At 52.6% G+C, this 23,467-nt stretch carries 16 protein-coding genes and 1 tRNA gene; 4 read left to right on the top strand and 13 right to left on the bottom strand.

The genetic code is table 11. From position 1 onward, the window contains the following. Window positions 1-15: 15 nt before the first annotated feature. The 4 genes from AC2FGC_RS07370 to AC2FGC_RS07385 form a co-directional block, all read right to left on the bottom strand. A complete protein-coding gene (locus AC2FGC_RS07370) occupies window positions 16-2,220 on the bottom strand; it encodes a hypothetical protein (RefSeq protein ID WP_496781830.1) in 2,205 nt (734 codons plus the stop codon). A gap of 125 nt (window positions 2,221-2,345) precedes the next feature. Then, entirely contained in the window at window positions 2,346-3,593 is a 1,248-nt protein-coding gene (locus tag AC2FGC_RS07375; RefSeq protein ID WP_496725329.1) for a type 2 periplasmic-binding domain-containing protein, read from the bottom strand. Beyond that, on the bottom strand, window positions 3,590-5,611 hold the full coding sequence (locus tag AC2FGC_RS07380) for a hypothetical protein (protein ID WP_496725327.1): 2,022 nt from the start codon (window positions 5,609-5,611) through the stop codon (window positions 3,590-3,592). The genes AC2FGC_RS07375 and AC2FGC_RS07380 overlap by 4 nt, the downstream gene beginning before the upstream one ends. Window positions 5,612-5,956: 345 nt before the next feature. Continuing rightward, entirely contained in the window at window positions 5,957-6,151 is a 195-nt protein-coding gene (locus AC2FGC_RS07385; protein ID WP_496781833.1) for a hypothetical protein, read from the bottom strand. 710 nt (window positions 6,152-6,861) lie between these two features. On the opposite strand from AC2FGC_RS07385, the gene AC2FGC_RS07390 reads away from it, so the two are divergent. After that, the gene (locus AC2FGC_RS07390) at window positions 6,862-7,119 is read left to right on the top strand and encodes a hypothetical protein (protein WP_496725323.1); all 258 of its coding nucleotides are present in this window, start codon (window positions 6,862-6,864) and stop codon (window positions 7,117-7,119) included. A 100-nt stretch (window positions 7,120-7,219) separates the two neighbouring features. On the opposite strand, the gene AC2FGC_RS07395 is transcribed toward AC2FGC_RS07390, so the two are convergent. From AC2FGC_RS07395 to AC2FGC_RS07420, 6 genes are all read right to left on the bottom strand, one after another. Then, window positions 7,220-8,038 (bottom strand): nucleotidyltransferase domain-containing protein, encoded by an 819-nt coding sequence (locus tag AC2FGC_RS07395; RefSeq protein WP_496725321.1) that lies wholly within the window; start codon window positions 8,036-8,038, stop codon window positions 7,220-7,222. Window positions 8,039-8,263: 225 nt separating this feature from the next. Beyond that, complete coding sequence (locus AC2FGC_RS07400) at window positions 8,264-10,069, bottom strand: TniQ family protein (protein WP_496781835.1); 1,806 nt, start codon at window positions 10,067-10,069, stop codon at window positions 8,264-8,266. After that, the gene (locus AC2FGC_RS07405; protein ID WP_496781838.1) at window positions 10,066-11,058 is read right to left on the bottom strand and encodes an ATP-binding protein; all 993 of its coding nucleotides are present in this window, start codon (window positions 11,056-11,058) and stop codon (window positions 10,066-10,068) included. Before AC2FGC_RS07405 ends, AC2FGC_RS07400 begins: the two co-directional genes overlap by 4 nt. Further along, window positions 11,051-13,189, bottom strand: a complete 2,139-nt coding sequence (locus AC2FGC_RS07410) for a TnsB C-terminal domain-containing protein (RefSeq protein WP_496781839.1) — start codon at window positions 13,187-13,189, stop codon at window positions 11,051-11,053. Before AC2FGC_RS07410 ends, AC2FGC_RS07405 begins: the two co-directional genes overlap by 8 nt. Beyond that, complete coding sequence (locus AC2FGC_RS07415; protein ID WP_496781842.1) at window positions 13,186-13,959, bottom strand: TnsA endonuclease N-terminal domain-containing protein; 774 nt, start codon at window positions 13,957-13,959, stop codon at window positions 13,186-13,188. Before AC2FGC_RS07415 ends, AC2FGC_RS07410 begins: the two co-directional genes overlap by 4 nt. 176 nt (window positions 13,960-14,135) lie before the next feature. After that, on the bottom strand, window positions 14,136-14,360 hold the full coding sequence (locus AC2FGC_RS07420) for a helix-turn-helix domain-containing protein (protein ID WP_496781844.1): 225 nt from the start codon (window positions 14,358-14,360) through the stop codon (window positions 14,136-14,138). A 953-nt stretch (window positions 14,361-15,313) separates the two neighbouring features. On the opposite strand from AC2FGC_RS07420, the gene AC2FGC_RS07425 reads away from it, so the two are divergent. The 3 genes from AC2FGC_RS07425 (at window position 15,314) to AC2FGC_RS07435 (ending at window position 20,007) form a co-directional block, all read left to right on the top strand. Further along, window positions 15,314-16,261: a DUF2726 domain-containing protein gene (locus AC2FGC_RS07425; protein ID WP_496781846.1), complete on the top strand. Its 948-nt coding sequence runs from the start codon at window positions 15,314-15,316 to the stop codon at window positions 16,259-16,261. A gap of 177 nt (window positions 16,262-16,438) precedes the next feature. Next, window positions 16,439-18,226: an ATP-dependent nuclease gene (locus tag AC2FGC_RS07430; RefSeq protein WP_496781847.1), complete on the top strand. Its 1,788-nt coding sequence runs from the start codon at window positions 16,439-16,441 to the stop codon at window positions 18,224-18,226. Further along, window positions 18,226-20,007, top strand: coding sequence for an ATP-dependent helicase (locus tag AC2FGC_RS07435; RefSeq protein WP_496781851.1), 1,782 nt, complete (start codon window positions 18,226-18,228; stop codon window positions 20,005-20,007). The genes AC2FGC_RS07430 and AC2FGC_RS07435 overlap by 1 nt, the downstream gene beginning before the upstream one ends. A gap of 731 nt (window positions 20,008-20,738) precedes the next feature. Here AC2FGC_RS07435 and AC2FGC_RS07440 read toward each other — a convergent pair. The 3 genes from AC2FGC_RS07440 to AC2FGC_RS07450 form a co-directional block, all read right to left on the bottom strand. Continuing rightward, window positions 20,739-21,656 (bottom strand): toll/interleukin-1 receptor domain-containing protein, encoded by a 918-nt coding sequence (locus AC2FGC_RS07440; protein ID WP_496781854.1) that lies wholly within the window; start codon window positions 21,654-21,656, stop codon window positions 20,739-20,741. 269 nt (window positions 21,657-21,925) lie between these two features. Further along, window positions 21,926-22,002 (bottom strand) — tRNA-Arg (locus AC2FGC_RS07445). Window positions 22,003-22,066: 64 nt separating this feature from the next. Next, window positions 22,067-23,449: an ATP-binding protein gene (locus tag AC2FGC_RS07450; RefSeq protein WP_496725304.1), complete on the bottom strand. Its 1,383-nt coding sequence runs from the start codon at window positions 23,447-23,449 to the stop codon at window positions 22,067-22,069. Window positions 23,450-23,467 lie beyond the last annotated feature (18 nt).

The raw sequence follows: 23,467 nt of genomic DNA on the forward strand, positions 1-23,467 counted from the left end.
TGCTGATACACCGGGCTACCTGCGGCAGTCCCGGATGGTTTGAAAAATGCTTTCGGTAATTGTGGGGTCCCGCATCAGGTCCGATTGCGTTACCGGATCGCCGGTTTCGGATTGGTTCGATATGCGGTTGAGCTGGAAAATCGCCGATTGGGCCGGAAAATCCTGACTACCCGCAATATTGGCGGCACCCAGAAAATCACGATGCTGACCGCGCTGAACAGTGCCGGTTTCCGACAGGATATAGTTGGGGTCTTCAAAGACGTGCGCCACCAGATGCAGCAGCGGCTTGCTGTAACGGCCAAAGCGCAGGTTCTTCTCAAGGCTCGGGGCGGGCACGTAAATCCGGCCCCGGATGTCCGACAGTTGCTTGTCGGACAAATCGACCCGCGGTGTGACCGTTGGCGTTTGCGACCGACTGGGCGATCGGTGCTTGCCGGTCTGTCCGCCGTTCATCGCCTCAAGGCAGGGTGTCAGATACCGGTTGGCACGCCCGAGACCGATAACCGGATGAACCAGATGCAGCGTATCGAAAAGGGCCGAGGCATCGTGGCTAGGAAGAAGCTGCCGTTCAGCCGGTCTTTTTCTGTCCTCGGCAATCATCAACAGCATTTCGTGAACGACCAACGCGCCGGCGCCTTCACAGACCAGATGAATTTCGCACTGCGTTTCGTCCTTCAACTCCATCAGTCCGCGCAGAAAGCAGGTTACATAGCCCGGCCAATGATCGTCGGTTTTCTGTGGTTCGGTCGGGTGTTCGGTGGGGCCGCGCAAGGTTTTCTTTGCGCTGGTTTCGATTTCCCGCCAAAAGGCCCGGCCGATGCCGCGCACGCGCTCTTCAATCAGCGCGTCCAGATGCTGAGCGCGTTCTCCGGCCTGTTGCTCGCAGTCGTCAAAGAGGACGTCAAAAACCTCCAGCGAGGTTTCTGCGAAACTGTTGCACCAGAAGATGGAATAGGGATACAGATTCAGCTTTTTAATCGCACGCTTGCGCGCCGCAGCCGCATTGAAGGCAGGTTTTATCCCTTCCAGACTGCCAGGTATCCAGACCAGCACACCCTTATACGGGTGCTCTGATTTCGCGGCCTTTGTCCGCTTGGGTGTCAAGGTACTTTTCAGGTAGTCGCAGGTTTTTCCCCAACTGGAAGCGAACGAGGGATAGGATCCTGTCGATACGTGCAGACCATCGTCCAGATGCATGAAATGGCCGACCAATTCGAAGCAGGGTGTCGAACCGGATTGAATGGGTTGGTACAGCCCGTTTAACCCTTGTTCGCCGATAGAGACGTCAAAGGCCTTTGGTGCAGGCACACCAAGCCGCAGAACCCAAGCGTCAATGATGTTTTTTGCCCAATCCGCGTACGACCAAAGTGCGATGCCCGCTTGTCCACGGTACCCGCCCCAGTCCGAACCCCAAGAGTTCAAAACATGAAACCCGTTGCTGTCATATCCTGTCAGAACCACCGCATGATATCCAATCAAGCTTTCCTTGGGGGGCCAAGGGATGATGCCTCCGTTGGCTGCTGTCACGTTCAGCCAGCCGTCATGGATTTGGGTCGAGACCAATACAGCCTCGGCCTGGTTGAGCGCCGAATGATAGTGGTTGAGCGATGATGCGAGGCGAAAATAGGCCCCTAACCCGATTTCACGCGCCTTTTTCGCCTGGGCGACAGACGGGTAATAGGTTTGATTGTTTTTGCTTTGCGGGAAATAGCTTGTGCTTTGCCACCTGCTTTCTTCAGTGGCTTGAGTGTCCATGGGCCAGTCCAGACAGGCACCGTGATGGTAGAACCCCTTTACGGCAGAACGGAGCGAGCGTATGCCCGCGACTTCCTGCTGCTCGTTGTTGTCCGGGTAACGGTCATGGAAATAAGCCATCCGGTACAGCATGTCAGCGCTGGCGATATCCGTGCGAAGTGTATCCTTTTTCTGATCCAACTTGGCCTGTCCGTCGGAGCGGCGCAGCAGTTGCAAACAGCGTTGAATGTCGATCAAAGCGGCCAGCGAATATCCGACGCAACGCTGTGTGTGCTTTTGATTGCGGACGCCAAAGATCGGCTGCCTCAAATCCGTGCCAGGGATGGGATCCGTTAGGTTCTGGTCAAGTGACACACTGTCCAAAAGGATGGACAGGCCGGGCACAAACGGTTGATCCCTCAAATCGACCCAGTCCTTGCGGACACCGCGCGCTGTAATGAACTTTTTGTCTATAGCACCAGGCACAATTCTTTCTCCGGTCATCAAAATGCAGAACGAGGACCGTGGCGGTCCGGGAAAATTCATTGTCCCTACGAGGCAGCAGGGTTTTTATTCAAAACAGCCAGATAGATAGCGAGAACTTTGCCGTTCTATTCCTCGGGATTCACGTTGCCGGTTGGTATGCTGTTAATTCTGAACAATGTTTCTAAGTATTGAGATTGCCGTCTTTCCCCGAACCGCCCGTTGAACATCTGGGCAATCGTGCCGTCGGTGAACATGGAATATAGCGCCAGCGTGAAATCCTCGGGGAAGCCGCTGTTTTCGTTGGAAAGAACCAAGGCATAGGGTTCATAAGTCCCGCGGGAAGATGGCGTTTCATCTGCGAGGCAGTCATTGTCCGTGTTGTTGGCGCGATAGGTGTCGACCGCTGCCCGAACCAGATCGACATCTCCGAAATAGCGGTAAATCTTGCCGTTGCAGAACGCCTCGGTCGCCAAGGTATGTGAGTCAAAAGCTTGGGTGCAAATGCCGACGGACGAAGGCGCCAGTTCGGCGGCTTTGACAACTGATGGTCCGATGGTCGACCCGTCGAGGTACCCCCAAATTTCGAACTCAGGCTCTACCGGGTCCGGCTCTGGCCAGATTTGCGGAGGCCAAACTTTGCGCTTCTGATCTTCGGTAGATTCCGGCAACTCCAGATTTGTTGTCATGGCGTTCAGGATAGCATCGCAGGCGGTTTTCCAGTCTATACTTGGCTTCTTGTCAAACAACGACTGATCGGGTCGGCGAAGCCATTCCAGGCCGGTGGGGTTTTCGCGCTTGCCACAAAAGACAGGGTCCAACCCCGGAAACTGATCGCATCGACGTTCCAGTTCTTTCGCAAGCTTTTCCCGATAAACCCTTCTGGGATACCCCAACTGGAAATACGACCCGTTTGCCAGATAAAGGATGGGAGAAAACACAAACCGGTGCAGGCTTTCACCTGTTTGGTCGGCATCTATTTCCGTGAACGTCTGCATCCGTTTCAGGTTCACAGTGGTCGGATCGCATAACAGGTCCACTGTCCCGATCTCGGCAGTGCATGAATCGTATTTTTCTTTCTCATTTGTGCAGTAACTGCCTTTGGAAAAAAGGTCCGCCCTTTGCCCGGCCGAGATTGGCACGGTGTCGAACGGGCGATCTGAACGCACGAGTGCCTCGACACAGATATCCCAGAACAGCCCGCGGTATTTTTGGCTCTTTTTGTCTTTCCAGATAAAGGGCGGCACATCGGTGCGCGCGCCCATGATGACGTTTCGATCCTCGTTTTCAACGGCCTCAGGTTGGGTATCTTGTCCAACCGCAAGCGCAGGTAGGCAGATCAGGCTCAGCAGGGTGATCCGGGCAATGGCTTTCATTTCTCAGCCCCCACAACGTCAGAAGGTATGCCGTCTGCGGTCTCTTTCGGGGCACGATAGAACGCACGACGGGTCAGAACCTCGGACAGGCAGAACATCACCAAAGCCGCCAGAACAACGGTATAAAGCGTCGCCCAGATCATTAGCCCGGCGTCAATATGATCGAACGGCCGCGGATAATCCTGAGAAGCTGCCAGAAAAGACAGATAGCGCATGACAGGGGTTATGATCAGCATCATAATCACACCCATCGCGACCCAGGCCAGACTGTCCAGAAACGACAGCTGACGCCAGATTTTAGCATTCGATTTCAGCTGGTCGCTAGAGGGACGCCCCTTGCGCTGTCTCTGCTCGTACCGCCCGGCATCCGTCCACAATCGTTGCCTTGCATCCAAAAGTACAATCACAAGCACCGCCAGACAGGCCGCCCGGAAGGAAATCGGACCCATGTATTCAAACCGCCAGCGGATCGAGGTCATGAACTCTTCGAATGTCATGCGCCAGGCTTCTGCTTCGGTGGTTCGGGTTTCCGTGAGCCATATCTGCACCGCGATGTTCAATGCCGTAGAAACCAGGAAGGCAATCAAAAACAGGCCCAGGGCCTGCGGCAGCCATCGCGTCCAGTGGTTGGGATAGCGCATGTTTTCCCACTTTCGCTGGCCGTCCTCAGCGACCGAAGTCATGCGGACCCAGCGAATGGTGATCGCAACGATTGTGGCGATGCAGTAGGTGTTGAATGCGTTGACTGAATACAGCCTGATCCTGAGATATGTATCGCTGCTGAGCAAGCCCCATGTCAGGTTGAATTCCGCACGCCCCGGCCACAGTACGGCCCAGGCGATCGTCCAGATCAGCACGATTGCCAGCGTCCAGAACAGTGCCAGATTGTTGCCCCGACGCTGCATCAGCGGTTCGGTCTTGTTTTTGTAAAGGACGTCTACAAATTGCCGCAGTCTGGCCCGCGCGCGGCGCTGGCTTTCGGTGGGAGCAGGGCGTTGATCATAGGGTTGAATAACGTCCTGTTCGTCGTAAAGGGCAATCAGCACGCAGAAATCGCTGGCCAACTCATCCGCAGCGGTGGCCATCGCATCCCAGTCTTCATAGGAAAGATCGGGGTTGTTCGCGGAACTGAACAACTCGTTCTTGCGGCGGCGCAGTTCATTTTCGATTTCCTCGAAACGGTTTTTGTCACCAGCCCCCGTGATCCGCAGCTTTTCATCCAGAAACCAGGCCGACGCCACAAGGATGACTTCGATATTCAGGATGAAATCATCCAAATTGCCCAGAAAGGGCTTGGCCTTGACGTGCAGGTCCATGACCCGTTTGCGCTCGGGTTCCGAAATCAAATATTCGCTGGAGTAATCTTCTTCGCCATCCGTGAAGAACCGCAGAACCTTGGCGTTCGACCGCAATGCGTCCGAGGTGTCGATGACCCAGGTCGGAATTCCTGCAACGCGATGCGCAAACATGCGCAGCCATTCATCCACGCGAACCAGCGCCTTAATGGATGGTGCCAGCCCTACCATGATAAGGGCCAGTCCCATGGACACTTCCGGCGCGATATTGATGCCTGACCTGGCGTCCGCGGGCTCGGAACTCACGGCGGGTTTAAGGCTTTCTATCCAGAATTCGACCGCTGACGTTCCCATCGGCGCAAAACCCGTGGTCGGTTCGGATGAGGCGTCTGACACAGGGGCCGTGCTTGTCGACGCCTCGGTCGGCAACGTGCTGGCCCCAATCTCGGGCAACAGGCTTTGGCCGCCGATCAGGGGCAACAGAACCTCGGCATAGGCGCACAGGATCAGATAGAGGATGATCAGCGAAAGCGTGTAGATGAAATAGGCATATGTAACCTGTCGACGCGCGCGCAGTTTATCCGGCGTCAGGAACAAGACCAACCGATCAAGACGCTTGCCGGTCTCGTAGGAAATCCGGTTAAAACGTTCATGAGAAAACGCAATGATTATGCCGACGCCAAAAATCAGCGCGACAACGTCGTGCATACCGTCCGTAGACATGATGTTACATCGCTATCTTATCGGCACGATTCGCGCGAAGGGTCGCACCCAACCTGTGAATGCAGCGAAGAAGGGGATGCTGCAAACAGCAAAGCGAGCAAAACGACAAATACCAAAGCTAATTTCACAACAAAATCTCCGTCAAATCGGAAAAGTTAATATTACGTATGATAGTAAATAATACTGATTCTTTCAACTTTTGACTGGGCGCCAGGAATTGAAACCGGTGTGGGGTCAGTTTGTTTCACTTCGATCGAGATTTATATTGCATTGTTATTAAATGGATAGAAGCCATGTGCTTTGAGGCAATTGGAGCCGTTTGGGCAAAGGGATGGCTCGTCCAGGTTATTGATCCAAGGTATTAATGCATCTCCTTTGTGTAAATCCGGGTAATACGACCATCACTTTTTGTCGTTGAATTGGCTTACGCATGGCGTTCGCAAGTGCCTTCCAGGTCAGACCATCGTTGAATAGCTGCAAACTGGCATCGCGACGTCTAGTTCCAATAATCGCATCAGCTTCGCCGATGATGTCGCTCATTTTGGAGCCGGTTACGCCATATATTTGGTTAGTGAAAATCCATTCGAGATCTCAATAGAAAACTAGTGTTATGCTTGGACAGGCCACGGTCATTGGATAATAAACTCTCAACGGCTGCAAAGCTCGCGGTTCGGTCAAAACGCATTACCATGTCGATCTCCGGTCTCGCAATCGGCTAAAAAAGCCGTGAACAGAAGTTCTCGCCCACAAGGGACGAATTGCATCTACCTCAATAAACGTTTGCTTTCAAAAAAATTAAATTCAGAACTATGTTCGCTTCAGGCTGCAATCCGCCGATTGCTCCCCAAGCAGCTCGACCCAACGGGAATGGTGGCAACAGGTCACTCGCCAAGAGTGAGGGTGACGACAGTTAGAAGTTTGGCGCCAGCCGGGGCGCTGCCGGTCCGTCGCAGCGTCCGGAATTTCGCAGCCCAAGGATGTTTGGCGCTCCCGTAACAAAATATGAACATCACTGAACGGGTGTTATGTGAAGCGATCTCTGGTTGAGTGGACCGTCCGTCCACAGCCTACCGGCTCAATCACCTAACACCACATTGAGCGGCTTTTTCCCGCCCCATTGATCTTGTTCGCCCAGTCCGATATTCAGACCGGCTGCGTTTTCCGCCGTCTATCCGAGCCCAGCCCAAAACCAACGAGCCAACCGATGGAGGGTGCCATGTAGTTCAGAAACTGCATGAAAGGCCAATGACATGGCCCATTACAAACGCAAACGTCCCCGTACCGTGCTTGGGAACGGGTACTCACGCCTAGGTCTGAGCCGTCGTCTCGGAAAAGACCCGGATGATGTCCGCTGGCTCGGCAATTGGCCACGCTGTCACGACATCACCTTTCACACGCGTCCAACGAGACGCAAATCCAAGTCTCTTGCGTTCGGCATCCTGAAAGGCGCTGATCCTGACGACCTAGTCTGGCCCGATGGGCGCAAACCCCACCACTACTATTGGTGAGAATGTGCGGCGGAAGCATCACATCACTCCGCCGCGCACTTTGACTCAGGTGGCCGTTGAGACGACCGAAGCAGTTTGGCCCGTTGCGGCCATCGTTAGATCACAAACCAAGTCCCGCTTCTTTTCTCACGATGTGCCGCAGCAAGTTATTGCCCTCGGTCATGAGGTCGTGGCGATCTTCGTTCTTTTTCACTACGGATGCCCACGCCATTTGATCGTGTATGAATTCATCAATGACCGCTATGCGCTGTCCACGACCCATTTCCTTGGTTTTGCTTTTTAAAGTCAAAAGCCTGTCAATGTGCCCTACTAGGTTGGGAGACAGGTCCTGATCTTTCATGAGATCATGCAGGTTCATGGGCGGTGGCGTGTCGGGTATCTGCCGGATCCACGAGATCGCCAAAGCGGGTCTCAGGATGTAGAAATACGTTTTGAAGCTCACATCCAGGCTCTCACCAACATGCTTGTCCCACTGTTTCTGTGCCAGGTTGCGATAGTGGTGCAGACAGGATTCAACGAAGGTCGTCTTGGCTGCGAAGGCAATCAGCCGTTCACATATCGTATCATTCCATCTGTACCTGATAGGACTGGATAACCACTCCAACATCACAGGGTTAGGTTTGATCAACAAACCAAGTGCTTTACGAATATCCCAACCGTTTATGTCCCAATCGCCCTCGATTGGCAGTTCGAGGACATCGCGGCCGGGTTCAATGCTCAGATACCAGTCTGGCCGATGTACGTAGATGAAGCGTACATCGTAATCACTGTCGGGGGACGGGAAACCCCAAGCACGGCTGCCGCTTTCAATGGCGAACAGCACTCGGACATCATAATCCGCTTCCAAAGCGGTAAGCTTAGATTGGATGACCTGCTCGATCTCAGGCGAAACGCTAGAGGTGAAAGTTGGACGGGTCATCGTGTTTCTCGCAGTGTCAAGACAGCCATCTGGGAAGGTACAACACAGTTTTTGTCAACAGGAACTAGGCAAGCAACCGCGGAACTATGGCCATCGGAGGCGGCATTATCATGTCCCAAACCCCACTATTATTGGTGAGCATGCGCGGCAGAGCATCTGGCCAACTCCGCCGCGCGCACTGGTTCTAATATCCGTTGAGATCATCAGACCAGATTAACTCGTTACTCAGTTCGCCAGTTCCCGAACCACATCCCGTGTCTCGTTCGGGTAAGCACGAACAAACCCAGCTTCACAGGGGATTGTCTCAACATCCCTTCGGTCCAGCGCTGGAGCCAAATGGATCGCCGCGATCTCAAACTGCTCTGCCATTTGGCCCAGCGTTACGTAGGATTTTTCAAAAGTCTGAATACTCTTTTCAGTGATGTAGCAACGATAATGCTGCGTGTCCGGATTTCGCAGTTTTATCTGATTCAGGTATCCACCATCTCGCAATAGCCGGATTGAGCCGATGCTAATTCTCAAGCGCGCCGCCGCATCCAGAAGCGACAGATCGCCAGAAAACACGCGCTCCGATTTCTCCAGGATCTCAGCGCAGTCGATAAGGATTCCAGCCAACCCCTCTACGTCCGGATCTCTCCAAACGCCGGTCAGTCGGCCTGCTGCCCAATCGGCGACAACGCGAGCCAGGGCCACCCTGCTCTGTCGGCTGTACTCCGAGAGGGGCAGCCTATGACGTGCCCGAGAGGCAATGCGCAGACCTGCAAGCCGGGTCAGCAAGTCCTGTACTGAAGATGTTGGCACATAGCGCAGAGACGTTCCAAAACGATAGGATTCCAGAACATTATGCCGGATCAGCGCCTTCACCTGGACCGGATGGATGTTCAGCTGGTTCGCGGTGGATTTGATATTCTGCAATCCGGACCAGAAATCGAGCACGGCGGCCAGATCCTCATGGCTGACATCTTTCATGTCTGACAGGTCACTCGCATTTTTACCGCGAAGATGGGCGAGAATACCTCGCACCCGAACCTCGCCGACCCCATGTAGCTCCCGCGCGCGTTCAAGCGTAATGAGTTTGGGTGCTGAGATCTCCGTACCCAGAACTTTCGCACCGGTCTGCAGCGGATAGTTTTCACGCACAAAATCCTGCACGCAAGCCCTGAGGACTGCTGTCGCCGGGTCCTCTTCAGTTTCCTTAAGCCAGGTGTAGAATTCGCCCATATCTGTCGTGAAATAGGACCGCTTGGTGGAAGACCGGCGCCTGGCACGCTCCAACTCAGATTTCAGGGCTTCCGGCCCACTCTTCAGAACCTCGAAACCAGCCGACATGCAAGTACGCTCTTGTTCAAAGTCCAAATCCGAGCGGCCGACGCCGCGGTCCATGGCAATCGCCATACCTAATGTCAAAGCGGCCTGATGAAGATGCGTCAGCTCCAGCGAGTCCAACCAGTCACCAGCGACCCCAAACTCAATTCGGCGGCTCAGGTAGGTTTCAAACGAGGATCGCCCAAGCGATGTTGCGTCTTGAGCGGCTTCAAAGATCAGATATTGGTGACGCGTTACTTGTTCAACCACATCATAGGTGCGATGTACGTATGACGCGTTGGGAAGCTGGAGCAGCGGAACGCCGTGTTTTGCGCAGGTCCCAATCGGAAGCACCAACCACTCAACAAGTTGAAACGCGTTCTCGGGACCCGACCCATCAATGACATCCACAATACACCTGGGACAGGTTCGGGTGGTAGCCCGGCGGAACGAACCTGTGGTGGCAAAGGAATACCCGACGCGGTACCGACAAGGGCCAACCAATCTGGATGCCGCCAATTCCAACGCCTCAAGTGGCACCCCAGCGAGTTGAGACAGTCGCTCCAGCTGATCCGGATGGGCCGAACAGATATGGGGCCATCTCAGACCCAGATCTGAACAGAACTCCCTCGGAATACTGCGATTGCGGCGTGACAGGCGGGCGACATAAGAGGCAGGGGTTTCCATGTGATGATGAGTCAAAGTCAGAGCGAGTAGTGCTGTCATGACACTCCTCCATCCGGCGAAGGGTCATCAGGATCCAACCAGCCCATAATGGTTCTGACATCAATGCTCAGGTAGTCTTGGGCAAGGAACGGGTTGAATGCAGGGATACACCCCGACTTGCGCCGGAATGCCTCTGCAAAGTGTCCAAGTCGGAGTTTGGTTTCCCCGTCATAGAGCGCCTCTTCTATCCCGCTCAGACACATTTCGATGAACAATCCAAACTCATTGCCACCTGCATGGACCAGCCGCTTGAGAAACTCTCTCTGTTGAAGTTCGATGGAAGGTATCAGACCAGATTTCCCAACGAACTCAGTAAAGATCTCTGTGATCTCGGGTTCGTGGGAAATCCAACTCACTGCACCCAGGTGCACAACATCTATGCGCCTTTTAAGCTGAACATCCGAATTGATCATCTCGATCAGATCGGGCGTGCCAGACAGAACGAGTCCAACCGGCCAATCCTTATCGTTCATCAGAGACTTCAGGGTGTTCACCACGTCATTGCGGGTTTTGACGCCTTTGCTGATGTAGAGGTCCTGAGCCTCGTCCAGATGCACAAACAGGGTCCTTCGCATTTGGAGAAACTGACGCACCTGCGTCCATATGATGCCCACCGACTTGTCACGAGTGAGCGGATATCCCAGACTGGACAGGATCGTCGTGCCAACATTCTTTAGCGTCGCTGGTGACGGCACCAATAGCCGGATCACTTCCGCCACGTCCAAGCCCTCCGTTGGCAGGATCAGGTCAGTATGATTGTCAAACAAGCGGTCTACGAGAGTGGATTTCCCACAGCCTGACGCCCCGATCAGAGCAATACCGCGCGCCTCGCTGCGACTACCCAATCGGATAGCCGCTCGTCTTTGGCGCAGATGACGGTCAAAAACCAGTTTGAGATCGTGGAACACCTGATGCGAAACGAACATGTCTCGAAGACGCGCAATCTGAGCGTCAATCTCATCAGATGGATCGCCAGGGAGATCAGTCATTTTCAATCCTCCATTTCGAAGGTCTGGGACGATCCCCATTGGGGCTTTGCCCCTGACCAGCTGTAACTTCGGTGGTGTTTTCTCCTTCGTCCAATGACGGGATGACATGGCCGAATAGATCTGGCTCTGGCGGAAGGTCAAAGCCTTCAGGATCATCCGTTTCGATGCTCAAACTCTGGAACAGATCTTCCCTAGCTCGTCTAAGCCCAGCCGGTGTCTGACGCTTCAGGACAGCCCCGAACCGACGCTCTTCTTCTGAGTTCTTTTGGATGATGGCATGCAATGCGTCAGAGACAGTCTTCTCCTGAAGCACGGCCTCGGCCTTGTGCTTCAGCCGCAGCTGACGTGCAGTCGCTTCCCACTGTTCATAAGATACTCCATCGAAGCACTTCTGCAGAGCGCGCGCCGCAAACCACTTTTTTCCGATCTGAACCATGATCCAACCAAGATCGTTCAGGTCAACTTTGATATGAACGTGACGGCGGCGGTCGTGCACATAATACTCACGCAGTGCCTGGCAGGTGTAGTCGATGCCAAATAACTCAACACCCTTGCCTGTGACACACCGTTTGTACTTTAAACCGAAAGCTCGACGCCTGGTGGTTTCTGCGAGCTTGGTGACAACGCCCATTTTCTCGGCGAGGCGTTTCCAGCAATTGTTGGGTGTTTCGCCGTTCAGCCCGCGGTGCGGCATGTTGTGATACACGTCTGCAACAAAGCGGATGAGGATTTCCATCAGCACATCATCTGAAAGAGAGGCCATCTTTTCTGAAGGATAGTCTCCTCGCTCTTTAGGATCGGAAAAAGTGCGACCCGCGAGAAGCGGCATCAGGGCCGTCCCAAAGGTTCGAAAGATCCGCTCCACGCGCCCTCGCAAACGCGGTAGCCCTCCGCGTGGCGTCTCAACAACCCCATGCGCATCAAAGACAGCACTTCGAAACGCATCGTCCACAAATGCAACGCCCAAATCGGTTACCAGGGAACTTAAACCGCCATGGTGATGCCAGGTCGACTTACAGCCAGCCGCTATCGCAAGGTCCGTTTTGTCACGTGTGATGTCGGACAACAGAGCCATGGCGTCTTGGCAATTCGGCTTTTCCGCCAGTCTCATCCCCACCACACATCGCGTCGCACAGTCGATCGCGAGATAGAGCCAGCGACGCCCACGGTGCAGCTTTGCAAGTTCTTCGGGGCTCAAATGGTCCAGGGCCCCGCGCTCGGCCAATATCGAGATTAGATCAACGCACCATTCATCGATCTCAACACGCTCCATTGGGTAGCTTGCTGCGACACCTTCTTCATAGAGCGCGTACTTGCGATTGGCGTAGTCGACGCCATGCCGTTGGACGCATGTGAAATACGGATCAAGCTCAGAAAGTGCGCGCTCAACTTTGCGCCGCGAAGGAATTGTGAGCTCCGGCTTACCCTCCACCGCTCGTTGCTCGTTCACACTTTTAAACCGGTCCCGGCACACATCCGCGACGTTCTTCTTGGTTAGTCTTTTCCGGGTCAAATAGGCTTCGAGGCATTCGCCCAGCAATCTCGAAGCCTCCAGGCAGAACCGCGCAGTCCGGTTGCCAGACCTATGTGTACCCGGGATCAACCCGAGCGGAGAGCCGCCTGCTTTCTCGTATCGTTTAACCCATTCTCTTAGGGTTCTTGGACTGGGAGGATCACGGAAAACGTTTTTCTTCCCAGCCCTCGGGTTCCGCCAATTGCTTTGGGCAGCCCGTGCCTGTTTGTTCACATGGGCCTCGATGGAAGGAATGACACTCTGAAGTGAGAAATCTGTCCGCTTCGCCTCATCATCACGCTCGAACTGGTAAAACCCGTCGACCCAAGAGAAGCGCCATACTACTTCAGATCTCACGTCATCCGGCAGGCTTGCAATTGCCTCAACACCCGCACTCATACGCACATCCTGACGCTCCGGTATAGAATACCCAGGATCAAAGGTCACATCGGACCTTTGAAGAAGGTCGGCAAATTCATCGAATGTGAGAGACAGGTTTCGGCCAGTCTCATCAAAATCTTCGAAGTGGTAACCAAAGTCGGTTTTCCGTTCTAATTTGTACTTCCGACCATCTACGGTCAGCAGGCCAAAGACACTCACTCTGAAAGGCAGGTTCATTTTGCACCTCCCTTCGAAAGCAAAGTGTCGAGATCAATCAGATGCTTTCTGTCGGCCGCTAGAACGTCTTCAAAGACCGCGATCACGATGCTCCTGAACCCTGCGCCTCCGAGCGCCAACAACTGGCACAGCTCGTCGACCGTTACTGGAAAACAAACGTCACGGATGATGGATTTGAGATGAGCCTGATGCGCTGAATTTCGCGTCTTTGAGAACTCAACGAAACGTTGTGCGTTGAGAGCCTCTGCGCGGGTGAAATCGCGCTCCGTCACCAACACAATGTCATCGGCAAAATCCTTGCGCATGGCCGCGCGAATCTGCTGTAGCTCGCGTAAGAAATTCTTCTCCAACACCACCTTCCACGGCTTCACCGCTATGGCCAATCGACGACCGCTTTTTAGCTCAACCAAAAAGTCAATGAAGTGGGTTTTGCGATTTCCTGATTGATCGCGGTAGCTGATGAATTGTGGCTGCTCCCACAAGTTTGCCACTGCAGGATTAGCCAGCACCAGGAAAAACACCCGCTCTTCCAGCTTACTTTCATATTGAACGATCCTCGGACGAATCTGCCCAGGCAATTGCATAACAGCTCCGCCTCTGGAGCTATGTGTCGACCTCCTTGGAATACCCCGTGTTGCAAGGCTGGGCTCAGGCGACATCTCGCCCGTTAATGTGAACTCTTCATCTTTCATGTCTTTGATTTGGAGCGCCGACCAGCTTGGGCGATCGTGCTTCTCCACCTTCTTTTGGTGTTCCTTGGGCAAAGCCAAGCCACCTCATCGCCAATAGCGACGACGAAACTGTTGACTTTGCGATCATGGCGGGGGAAGAAGGTGTATCGGTTGCGTATCGATACTGATTTCAAAGGCCTCGTGGGTTGCCGCCCTCGGGGCCTTACCCTTTCTTCCTATTATTGCTGTTGCTAATTCATCTGCAGGCACCTCCGTTATTCATAACGTACCGGCCACAGAGCCTCGGACGTTGTCCCAAGCTTCTCTGCTATGGCTTTCTGAACATAGGCGGAGCGCCTGTATCCTTGTGACACAGTAGACACTGAGCTAATGGAACGACCGATGTCACGGCTCAGCTTGGCCAATGAACTGCCTTTAAGCCGAAGGTCACACTTGATCTGCTCATGCTTGGCGAGATCGACAATCAAATTCCCTGTCATGTGAAATGTTCCGACTGATTCCAGTTAACGAAACCTAACAAATGACTTTACAGGTGTCATTTTTATTGTTTAATTTCTGATATTTACACATTTGCGCCTCAAAAATTCAATGCAATGTCAGGCCGTCATCAGTTAAGCTGCTGTAACGCCGAGGGCTTTGCGCCAACGGATGCAAACAAAGATCTATGACCTTGAAGAAACTGGATAAGGCTTGAACACAGTAGTCGAAATAAAATGCGGCAGAGTTCCGACTATTTTCCTGCGAGAGACGCCAAATGCGTGGCAGCCATACCTGCGCCGCAAACTCCTCGCTCTACTCAAACTTAGCAAAACCCATAGGGAATTTGCTGAGCGGCTCGGAATTAGCCCTATGGTTGTGCGTCGGCTCCTAGACTTGCTTGGCGTCGACTATGTTCAACGCCTCTATAGGCAGCATGAAAGGGGAAAGACCTGTTCAGATATCGCCAACGCAAACGGAATGAAGCCTGCAACGCTGTCCAAACTCTTTAGGGAACGCGGCTTTGAGGTGCAGCGCGGGGTTCGCAGGCCCAAAGTGCCAAAACATAAGCTGCGCCGTATTTGGACAGAGACCCAAGTAATCAACAGGGTAGCGCGAAAACTCAAAATCCGCTGGGAAACGGCGCTACGTCTGCTCGAGGATGAAAAGCTGATCGTGGGTTACAAAGGTCGACCGAGAAAACTCTCAAAATCATCACGGCCGCCTTAGGTTTTTCGTATGCGCCTCAGGGGCATTCTAGCAAACCTAGATAAGTCACGGCGCGGCCCTTAGCCGACCTCCACAATCCCGTCAAAATGCTGCGGCGCAGCCCGTCGATCCAGACATTCGCTGCGCCCGAATAATCCCTTCGGAAGCGAACAGTTCACGGGCAATGCTACCGGTCCGATGATAACTGGAATATCCGCTAATGCTCCTCTCGTGCTAGAGATGACTAATGTTACGCAAATTCAGAAACTTCAGTGAAGATCGCATTCAACAGCAAATCCGCGCGGTTATAGGGCGTCACGGAGCTGAACTGCATGAAAAGGTCCGGGTCGCAGACATCGTAAATGTCGACATGCTAGATCGACGCGAGCTAGGCACATACGCACTGCAGTCCCATTTCGATTTCGTTCTGATCGACGAGAACCAACACGCAGTCGTCGCTATTGAATTTGATGGACCAGGACACAGCACGCCCAACGACAAGAAGAAGAATTCGATTTGCAATCAGGCAAACCTACCGTTGTTTCGTATTTTCGGGTTTCAAGAAGTGCGCGATATCAACGCGATGACGTTAACGCGTTACTTGGTGGAGCTGGTGTTCCATGCCCGCGTTTTCCAGCAAATGAAATACGAAGGGCTCCTCGAGCCGAGCGAACCTTTTATGCTCAGCGGCTTCATCAAGGATGAAGCCAAGAGCATTTTCGACAGCGAGTTCGATTTCGTCGCAAACGCTAACGGCAAGCTGACATGCGCCCTGAAACACAACGGTTTGAACGACGACGATCTACCCCACTTGAGTATCGAAAGACTAGTCGTGCGTTCTCCACACGACGACCTTCGCGCCTTCGTTTCGATCAACTCATCAAAGGGTCTGATCATGGGCAAGGCAAGAGTTCGCATCAGCATGCCCTCACCCGGTTTCCTTTCGGAAATTGGAAGCATACCGATGGAGATTGCGCAATTCGCCGACGGGATGGCTTGCGACGATCTCTTTGAGAACATCCACCTAATCGGCTCTGGTGCGGGACATGTGGTGAGATCAGCAGACGAAGTACTTCAAGAGATTTTTGACCTGGGCCGCCAAGGCTACAAACTTGCGTTGGGCGGAGGCGGCAGCCGTTCCGACGTCGATCTGATTGGGACATTTACGGCGGGCACAGGCGGCCAGCTCTTTTGATCCAGCACGGCCCAAACACATGAATGATGATAGTACACTACACCGATGCGGCATTAGTGCACAGCGTACAAAAGCTAAGTAAGGCACGCCACTTAGCTGTGGCACAGGAACGAGACTTTCAATACACGTTAAGATTGAGAGCCGACTGGTTCTACAAACAAATTTTGTGGATTGCCCATGCACATTTCGAGAGTTCAAATTCGTAATTTCCGTAATTTCAAGAGCATTGACGTTCCGATGTCAAAAAACTCGGTCTTAATTGGAGAAAATCGCTCCGGCAAAAGCAACTTCATACATGCTTTGAGACTCGTTCTGGACACGTCTCTCCCTGATCGATCACGTGGTCTCAAAATTTCGGACTTTTGGGATGGCATTGAAGATCCGTTTGCCGAAGGCGGAAGTTCTATCGAAATCGACGTCGATTTTGTAGGGTTTGAAGCAAACCCTGCAACTCATGCGTTGCTTGCAGATTTTCGGGTGGCTGGCGACCATACGGTTGCACGAATTAGTTATCGGTTCCGCCCTGACTGCGAGGGCGAGCCCTCGAGCGAAGCGGACTTTGATTACATTATTTTTGGAGGCGGTGACGAAACCAGATCGGTACCTTCAAAGACAAGAAAGAGAATAGTTCTTGATGTATTGCATGCACTTCGGGACGCCGAGTCAGATCTTGCAAATTGGAGGAAGTCCCCACTCAGACCGTTAGTTGAAGATGCATTTTCAAGGGTTCCCGACAGTGAATTGGTGAGCGTGTCAAGCGCGATTGAAGGTGCTGGGGAGGCTCTACTCAAGCTAACCGAGATTACTTCTCTTGAGGCTACATTGCGCGACAAACTGCTTGCGATTGGTGGTCCACGCAATGACATTGATGCGAAATTCGGAATTTTGTCTACCGATCCGTCTAGGTTAGCTAACATTCTGAAATTGTTTATAGATGGTGGCTCGCGTGACATCGGAGACGCGAGTCTTGGATCGGCTAATCTAGCGCTACTGACACTTCAGTTGGCAGAGTATGAATGGAAGCGAGCGCAAAACGAACAAGATTTTACGATCATCGCAATAGAAGAACCTGAAGCGCACTTGCATCCTCAGCTACAGCGCAAAGTGTTTAGCACCCTATTTCAGGAGAGTCTGGAAACACCTCAAAGCCTTATCGTCACCACGCACTCGCCAAACATCGCTAGTGTCACGCCTTTCAATCAAATTGTCTTGCTTCGAAGCCAAGGCGACAAAGGAACTGTTGCGCATTCTTTGGCAAAACTAGTGCTGGCAGAACACGAGAGAGATGACCTTCAGGGCTATCTCACTACGACCCGAGCCGAAGTCTTCTTTTCGAGTGGCATCATCTTTGTAGAAGGGCCTTCGGAAGAAGCGTTGCTGCCCGCATTTTCTGCGACTTTGGGTCATGATTTAGATGCTCTAGGTATTACTGTTTGTAGCGTAGATGGCGTAGACTTTGAGCCATACGTCAAGCTTGCTACAATGCTAGACATTCCATTTAGCGTCATAACTGATTGGGACCCATCCGTCGGAGGCAACGCTCTCGGATGGGCGCGGGCAAAAAAACTTCTGCTGACCAATCGTGCATTTGGTGGCAAGGTCGATGCGACTCCGGAACAAATTGCACGCCTCGACGCTCAAGAGGATTTCCTTCGCGGCAGCGCACGGAACCATGGCATTTATTTGAACACTACGACGTTGGAAACTGAACTTGCGCAAGACCCAGATCTCGCAAGTGTTCTTCTATCAATCCTGTCAGAGCAAACCTCTTTTGGCCAGACTTTGAAAAATAGAATTGCAAAGTATCAAGCAAACCATTCTGAGATTGTCCCAGAAAAGCTGATGTTGATGATCGGATATGTCGGAAAAGGGCGGTTTTCCCGTGAACTGGCTAAGAGAATTGGAGGGATAGAACCACCAGACTACATTAAACAAGCTATAGAAAACGTGGTTGCGAAAGTTTGATGTCCAGCGTTAGGGCTCTTAAGGGTGCAATCGGGTCGCTGTCTCAAAACCCTGAGCAATTGTTGGCGGCAAACGCTACAGATCATTGTGTGGTTCTTGCTGGACCAGGAAGTGGCAAGACGAAAACGCTGACCACAGCAATGTTAAGAACACTGTTGGAGGACGTATCAGAACCCCGCGGAGTTGCCTGCATTACATACAACAACGAATGTGCATTTGAACTCGAAAAACGCTTGGCGGTGCTTGGTTTGGAGCGAGGGAACAGGGCATTTATCGGAACTGTACACGGTTTTGCTCTAACTCAGATAATTTTACCTTTTGCGCGATGTGTTCTTCCGGATTGGCGGTCTGATGTAACTGTGATCTCGGAACCGGATAGGAAAAGCGTCATTTCTGAGGCCTATGCATCAATTGGTGGTTTCGGCGATCCTCAAAAACGTTGGAAATTTGCTGAGGAGAAGAGAAAATCTATAGTCGATAGGTCGAACGTGTCATGGCGAGGGAACAACCCCGAACTTGCCGACTTCGTCGAAGCATACGAAGGCATTTTGAAAGTTCGCAATCAAATCGACTTTGACGGTATGCCGTTGCTTGCTTACGCCATGGTTTCGAGGTTTCCTTGGATTTCTGAGGCGCTCAAGGCGAAATTTCCAGTGTTGTTCGTCGATGAGTACCAAGACCTAGGCCATGCTCTGCATGAGCTGGTTCTAAAACTTTGCTTTGAAAGTGGCATTAGGCTCTTTGCCGTCGGCGACATCGATCAATCAATTTATGGCTTCGCAGGGGCGGAACCTTCGCTGCTAGAAGGCCTGTCAGCTCGAGCCGATGTTCAGACCATTCGCCTTCGATTTAATTACAGGTGCGGTACAGACATCATCGATGCCTCCATGGCGGCATTGGGTGCAGAGCGCGGGTATGTTGGGCCAGACGGTGCAGGCAAAGGTTCTATCAAGTTTCATCAAGTCGATGGAGACGAATATGCTCAGGCGCAGTATTTGTTGGATACCATCCTTCCTGATCTACAATCGAGGGGTTACGAGCTAGGCGAAATCGGTGTGCTTTACCGCTGGGCCAAGCATAGCGACAAGCTTGTTTCGTTGTCTGAAGCTCAAGGCGTCCCTGTTTTGCGAGCGGATAATAAAGCCCTGATAAAAAGGAATTCTCCAATCTCAAGGTTCGTCGAACGATGTGCTCAATGGGTTGTGGGCGGATGGAAAACAGCGGATCCAAGATTTCAGCGGCTTTGCCACGATGCAAATTCTCTGGTTTTTGGCGCGGACGCTTCAGAACATGAAAAACGGCAACTTGAGCACGAGCTCATCAACTTCCTTACGCCAATGGACGGAGGGGCATCAACACATGCGTGGTTGCTCAAGTTCAAGTGTGAAATTTTCTCACCATGGATTGCAAGGAAACGTACAATTTCCGAGCAGTGGGAAAATCTAGATGAGATGATCAAAAGAACAGATATTGCCCAAAATGGCGTAGACCTAAAGATGTCTCATTTTTGCGGCGACACGTCCGGTTCTGGCGCAATCAACCTAAGTACATTTCACAGCTCAAAGGGCCGAGAGTTCCGGGCAGTAGTCTTACTTGGCATGAACAATGACATCATTCCAAACTTGTACAGCCGGAACGATCCCCAAAAGCTAAGTGCCGAAAGACGCGAGTTCTATGTTGCTGTAACTCGAGCTGAAGAAGAGCTACACGTTGTCTTCAGAAAAGGCTCACACTCACCTTTTGTTCGAGAGCTTTATGACCGAACACAACAAAATCAATAGCCCAGTAAAGTATAGAACCGGATCACCAATTTGACTTTAGAGGCCGAAGTTCGCGGTCCTTTTGTACTAAATGTACGTGAGTCACACACATTTTGAGATGTCGGCTCTTAGCCTCACTCAAAGTACTGCTTGCACCGCAGCGAACTACGTTATCCGCCGATTTACTAGAATAACAACGCGTTCTGGCGAAAATAGTAAAGGCGCGGCCTGCTCCGTCGTACTTGTTTTGGGGCCAGCGGGATTTGGACAAGCTAAACACCCCTAGCCATTAGGGGTAAGACGCTGCCTTCCCCCTCGGGCAACCCTATTAGACAACACCGTGTCCTCGGCTACGCCTGCGGGCCGCACCACTATCGTCGAATAGCATTGCCTCGCCCCCATCCGCGTTCGCCACGTGGCAGATCAGCAGGAACAGGCGCCTTCGGCGTCTGATCTGCAATTCAGCCCTGATTTTCCCAAAAGGAAGTCAGGATCAATGAAATCAGTTTAGGTGCTGGATGAAGGAAGTGAGGCGAAAATGGCAAGGTTCTGTCGCTGGTGGCAGAACTATGTGTCGCCTTACAAGTAAACCAGTGGCGGACCGAGGAAGAGACAGCCGTTTTATAGAAGCTATATTTTTCAATATCTTACAATCATTCTGCGGAAAAAATGTTGCGGGATTTGTTGCGGGATTTATCTCAACCCTCGAACTTAACCGGCTCGACGATAGATGATTCCATTTGCTGTGCGACTTAGAATGGGATTTCTGAATCTACATCCTCATTGACAGGCGATGCGGTTCCAACCGATGAAGAGTCTCGCTGCTTAAGCAAGCGATCAATCCGATCTGGCACACCCCAGGAATACTTAATCTGCTCATTTGCGCCCACTGCCTCCCTCAACTGAGATGTGTATGAAGGTGTCCAAGTGACCAGGGTCTCGACTTGCTCGCAGTTCGCCTTGGCTTCGGCAAACGAACCACTCTTGCAAAACTTAGCGACAACCGTATCCGACGCCTTTACTGTGGTCTTGGGATGTTTTTTGTAGGCTTCCCAAAGCTCTCCTGCGATCTCTGAAACGCTTTTTCCCTTGCCATTGAACGCCTGTTTTTTACCGAACAATCCGTATGGAGCTACATCAAGCCTAACAGAAAACACCGGCGCGCCTCGCCCGAGAGCAAATCCGACCTCTTGATCAGTCCAAGTGCTTTCGCTGAAACCATCGTGAAGAAGGGCAATTAACGCATCACATTCCCGCAAAGCGCGTTCAATCTCTGCCTGCCATTCTGCGTCTGGTTCGATGTCTTCGTGGGCTACGAAGCAATTCGCACCAAGCTTTGCCATCTCGGACTGCAGCTCCGACGCAAAGACCTTATGTTTCGCTAAGTGTGAGATAAAAATATACAAGCATTCTTGATCATTCGACGCTGCGTTTCCGGCGATGTCGTTGTTAGGTCCAGAAAACCCGAAGTGCTGTGACAATTGAACAAGTAGCTCATCGGCGACGCCTTTGAGCATGCTTAGAACATACGAATACCTGTCACCACTCCACGTGTTCTGAGTGTTGCCTCCAAATTCCTCAAGAGTGAGGTCAATTTCTGCCCACTCCTTATCTTCAAGTTCTGCTGCAATAGATTTCTTCAGTTTCAGTTTTTCGGATGGGCTAAGCATTCTTCTTACGCGTTAATGGAGGTTCAAATCTTCAACTAGGATTACGTGAAAAATGTCTCACGTCGATAGAAGTTTTGTGCGGCAAAACGCAACGGCTAACGAGGAATACCCAAACGCTACTTTGCGTCCGAAAATTCGTAGTGTTGCGGGAATTGTTGCGGGATTTTCAATGTTGCGGGATTGCTCGAAAAATAGGCGGTCAATCCAGGGTGTAAGCCATTGTTTTTTAAAGAATTTCCAAGCGCCGCCACTTTTTTATGCAGTAAAAGTGGCGGACCGAGGAGGATTCGAACCCCCGACCCCTTGATTCGTAGTCAAGTACTCTATCCAGCTGAGCTATCGGTCCGCGTTGGTGAGGCGGTATTTAGACCCGGTGTTCGGGACACGCAAGTCGATTCTTCAAAAAGTTTTCAAAAAGTCCCATCGCCCCGCGGAAGCCTGATTTCAAAGGTCGTCCCCTCGGGCCCGCTATGGGCCAATATCAGGTCCCCGCCGTGCCCACGCACCAGTTCCTGCGAGATGGCAAGCCCCAGCCCAGAGCCTCCCTTACGCACCCCGCCCTGAAATGGCGTAAACAGGTTCTCGCGTGCTTTGGGCGGCAATCCAGGTCCGTTATCCCTGATCTCAACACACCAATCGTCTTTATACTCGCAGCCGGCGATCGTGATGTTTCCCGGCTTCCCGGATGCCACTAGGGCCTGACGCGCATTGCGCACAAGATTCATCATGACACGGAAAATCTGCTCAGGGTCTGCCCGGGCCACAAGGTCTTTGGGCACGTCGTTCACGATCTCGACGCAGGCATCCGCAACAGCCAGCTGTTCGCTGGCCACGACATCAGCCGCGATATCGTGCAAGGGTACCATTGTCAGGGTTGGCGCGGGCTCTTCCGCGCGCCCGAAGGCCAGCGTGCTTTCGCACAGTGACACCGCCCGTGTGATCGAATTCACCAGCTTGGGCGCCATACGCCTTACCAAGGGATCATCGCTGGTTTCGATCCGGTCGGTAAACAGCTGTGCCGAAGTCAGTATGTTCCGAAGATCGTGGCTCACCTTGGCCACCGCGCCGCCCAGTTGCGCCAGGCGTTCACGTTGCTTCAGGGCCTGAGTCAGTTCGGTCTGCAGCTGCTGCAACGCTTCTTCAGCCTCGCGCAGTTCTGTCACTTTGGAGTTGGGGGAGATGATTCCCCTCGCGTCTTCGGGTGCCCCTGCATAACGCTGCATATAACCAACAACACTTTTGATCGGTTTCACCAGAACAACGCGCACGGCCAAGAACAAAAAGAACGCGGTGATAATGGAAATTACGAAAGACAGCCCCAAAATGCGCAGGCCATAATCGGTCATCGCCATTCGCAGTGGCATGCTGTCTATGGTGACTTCAATCAGCAGTCCTGCCCCTTTGACCGGCTCGCCAATAACGCGGATGACTTCGTTCTCTGTCGTGAACAGTCGCGCCAGCGCGTCGCGGATCAACACCCAAGGCCCTGCGTCGCGCAGATCGTAGGTCTTGGTGATCTGTTCCGGAATCGGCGAAGACAGCATAAGCTGGCGCACCTCATCGCGACGCAACACGACGTTATAGACACCGGCGTTGGCCAGCAGCTCGGTCTCGAGGTCTTCGGCCAGCATATCGTCAGCCAACAACGCCAATGACGCGATCTGCGCGCGTTCAAGCCGGTTCAGCAGAAAGTCTTCGCGAAAGCGCGCGATGGAAGGAACAAAGATCAAAATCTCGGCCAACATCACGAAGACCGTCGTCAGGATCAGAAATCGGCCCGACAGCGAATTCAATCTGTTCTCCCTTCCTGG

It is taken from the genome of Ruegeria sp. CDSC054 (assembly GCF_059610645.1).

Bases quoted from the DNA above. Each gene is read 5' to 3' on its own strand.
- AC2FGC_RS07375 (WP_496725329.1), bottom strand. From the start codon at position 3,593: ATGAAAGCCATTGCCCGGATCACCCTGCTGAGCCTGATCTGCCTACCT.
- AC2FGC_RS07380 (WP_496725327.1), bottom strand. From the start codon at position 5,611: ATGTCTACGGACGGTATGCACGACGTTGTCGCGCTGATTTTTGGCGTC.
- AC2FGC_RS07385 (WP_496781833.1), bottom strand. From the start codon at position 6,151: ATGAGCGACATCATCGGCGAAGCTGATGCGATTATTGGAACTAGACGT.
- AC2FGC_RS07390 (WP_496725323.1), top strand. From the start codon at position 6,862: ATGGCCCATTACAAACGCAAACGTCCCCGTACCGTGCTTGGGAACGGG.
- AC2FGC_RS07395 (WP_496725321.1), bottom strand. From the start codon at position 8,038: ATGACCCGTCCAACTTTCACCTCTAGCGTTTCGCCTGAGATCGAGCAG.
- AC2FGC_RS07400 (WP_496781835.1), bottom strand. From the start codon at position 10,069: ATGACAGCACTACTCGCTCTGACTTTGACTCATCATCACATGGAAACC.
- AC2FGC_RS07405 (WP_496781838.1), bottom strand. From the start codon at position 11,058: ATGACTGATCTCCCTGGCGATCCATCTGATGAGATTGACGCTCAGATT.
- AC2FGC_RS07410 (WP_496781839.1), bottom strand. From the start codon at position 13,189: ATGAACCTGCCTTTCAGAGTGAGTGTCTTTGGCCTGCTGACCGTAGAT.
- AC2FGC_RS07420 (WP_496781844.1), bottom strand. From the start codon at position 14,360: ATGACAGGGAATTTGATTGTCGATCTCGCCAAGCATGAGCAGATCAAG.
- AC2FGC_RS07425 (WP_496781846.1), top strand. From the start codon at position 15,314: ATGTTACGCAAATTCAGAAACTTCAGTGAAGATCGCATTCAACAGCAA.
- AC2FGC_RS07430 (WP_496781847.1), top strand. From the start codon at position 16,439: ATGCACATTTCGAGAGTTCAAATTCGTAATTTCCGTAATTTCAAGAGC.
- AC2FGC_RS07435 (WP_496781851.1), top strand. From the start codon at position 18,226: ATGTCCAGCGTTAGGGCTCTTAAGGGTGCAATCGGGTCGCTGTCTCAA.
- AC2FGC_RS07440 (WP_496781854.1), bottom strand. From the start codon at position 21,656: ATGCTTAGCCCATCCGAAAAACTGAAACTGAAGAAATCTATTGCAGCA.